At 63.3% G+C, this 2441-nt stretch carries 3 protein-coding genes; all 3 read left to right on the plus strand.

Annotation, left to right across the window (positions count from 1 at the left end):
• Positions 1-856: GPO family capsid scaffolding protein (locus tag NGM28_RS28280; RefSeq protein ID WP_502943924.1), on the plus strand; the 856-nt coding region annotated here is incomplete at its 5' end.
• Positions 856-1875: a phage major capsid protein, P2 family gene (locus NGM28_RS28285; RefSeq protein WP_252092525.1), complete on the plus strand. Its 1020-nt coding sequence runs from the start codon at positions 856-858 to the stop codon at positions 1873-1875. The genes NGM28_RS28280 and NGM28_RS28285, both read left to right, overlap by 1 nt.
• Positions 1875-2441 (plus strand): phage terminase small subunit (gene gpM / locus NGM28_RS28290; protein ID WP_252092526.1); only part of this gene is annotated, 567 nt, incomplete at its 3' end. The genes NGM28_RS28285 and gpM, both read left to right, overlap by 1 nt.

The following is a 2441-nucleotide window of genomic DNA, read 5'->3' on the forward strand; positions in this document are numbered from 1 at the left end:
CTACAAGCTGACCACCTACACCGCCGTGATCTGGAGCGAGCACGAACGCTGGCCAGGCTCCCACGGCACCGTGTTTGCGGTGCGCCTGGTCACCGACAGTGATGACCCCGAACTGCAGCCTGGCCAGGTGGCCCTGGAAGCGCAGCTCAAGCCGAACGACAAGCTGCTGCACCTGAACGACCAGGGCGAAAAGCTCTTCACCAGCGTTGAGATCACGCCGAACTTCGCCAACACCAGCCGCTTTTATCTCACCGGCCTGGCCGTCACCGACTCGCCGGCGAGCCTGGGCACCCAGGAGCTGTACTTCTCCCGTGGCGCCCGCAAAGGGCACCGCTACGCAAAGACCTCCTACTACTGCAGCGCCGTGGCCCTGGGATCACTGCGCGAAGGCAGCCAGCAACAAGGCGAACTGCGCCGCTTCTTTTCCGCCCTCACCGGCCTGTGCAAGCGCTTCGCCGACACCACCACCCCCTCACCCGACGAGAACCAACCAATGGATGAAGCAACCGCCAAGGCGCTGAAAGTGCTGTATGACCAATTCGTGATTCTGCTGGCCGGCATGCAGGCCGTGCTGGAGCCGATCGTGGAAGACGTGGACACCAGCGAGAGCCAGGAACAGGTCGACGCCGTCGGCACCGCCGTTCAGGACGTGGTGGACGAAGCCGACGAGAACCGCGATTACAACCGCAAGGGCGGTAAAGGTGGCAAGGGCAAGAGCGAGGTCAAGGAGTTGAGCGCTCGCATGGACGAGCTGCAGGAGGTCATGACCAAGATGTTCAACCAGCCAGCAAACCGCCGCCAGGTACCACGCACCACCGGTCCGTCCAACGCCAAACGCGGAAAGGGGCTGCGCTAATGGGCGCCCTGTCGCAACGCGCTGCAGCGGAATACCTGCAGCTCCAGGAAGATCTGGCCGAGGCGTACAACACCGGTGACGCCGCTCGCACCTTTGCCGTGGAACCGACCCACGCCCAGGAGCTGAACGACCAGATCACCGAACGCGTGGACTTCCTGGGCCGTATCAACGTCGTACCGGTCAGTGAGATCAAGGGCGAAAAGGTACTGCTGGGCCTGAATGGTCCTGCAACCAGCCGCACCGACACTGACAAGAACGATCGCGAGCCCCGCCACCTGCTCGACCTCAAGAACAACCTGTACGAGTTGTTCCACACCGAGACGGACGTAGCGCTGAAGTTCGCCACCATCGATGCCTGGGCCAAGTTCCCTGACTTTGCCCAGCGCTACCTGGCGGCGGTGCAAAAGCGAATCGCCCTGGACCGCATCATGATCGGCTGGCATGGCGTCACCGCCGCGAAGCAGACCGACCTGACCAAGTTCCCGTTGCTCCAGGACGTGAACAAGGGCTGGTTGCAGATCGCCCGTGAGCAGATCCCCGAGCAGATCCTGAAGTCGGCAGACCCTGCGAAGAAGATCACGCTAGGCAAGGGCGGCAACTACGAAAACCTCGACTCCGCGGTGCATGACGTCAAGCAGATGATTGACCCGGTGTTCCGCGACGAGGGCGACCTGGTGGCCATCATCGGCTCGGACCTGCTGGCCCATGACAAGGGCCGCCTGTACGCCGCCCAGGGCCAGAAGCCGACCGAAAAAGAGCGCATCGAGGATGCCCAGGTAATCGCCACCTATGGCGGGCTGCCGTCCTTCTTGATCCCGTTCTTCCCGAGCAAGGGCATTGTCGTCACCTCCTGGGACAACCTGTCGATCTACTTCCAGGACACCAGCTGGCGGCGCCACCTGCTGGAGAACCCGAAACGCTCCCGCACCGAGGACTACAACGGGCGCAACGAAGGCTATGTGATCGAGCAACTGGGCAAGTTCGCTGGCCTCGAATCCGACTCTGTGGAGCTGGTGTGATGAGCCTGGCCCTGGAACACAAGCGCCGGATCCTCGCCGAAGGCGTGGCAGCAGTGGCCAGCGGCGCAGCCGCTGCCGCACTGCCCTACTCGCCAGCCGAGGCACTGAGCAGCCCGGCCAATGCTCGCAAGCACCTGGCCCTGATGGAAGCCAGCCTGGACGACGATCTGGCGCGCCTCAGCGACATCAAGGGCCTGGCCACCCGCCAGGACCTGAAGCGCAACGAGCTGCTGCCCAAGTACCAGGATTACGTCCAGCGCTACATCGAGTCTGGCCTGGTCTTTCCGAATCGCGTCCTGGTCCAGGTCATGGTGTGGCTGTTCGACACCGCCCAGTTCGAGGACGGCCTGGAGCTGGCAGACATCGCCATCGAGCAGGGCCAGGAAATGCCGGAGCGCTTCAAGCGTCGGGACATCCAGACCTTTGTCGCTGATGCGGTCTGCGAGTGGGCCTATGGCGAGTACCAGGCCAAGCGCAGCCCTGAGCCGTACCTGACCGACCTCCTGCCCCGCGTTGACGGCGAATGGGAGCTGACGGAGCAGATCCCGGCCAAGTTCCACAAGCTG

The sequence above is a fragment of the Pseudomonas sp. MWU13-3659 genome, from assembly GCF_023757525.1.
In the GTDB taxonomy this organism is placed as follows: Bacteria; Pseudomonadota; Gammaproteobacteria; order Pseudomonadales; family Pseudomonadaceae; genus Aquipseudomonas; species Aquipseudomonas entomophila_E.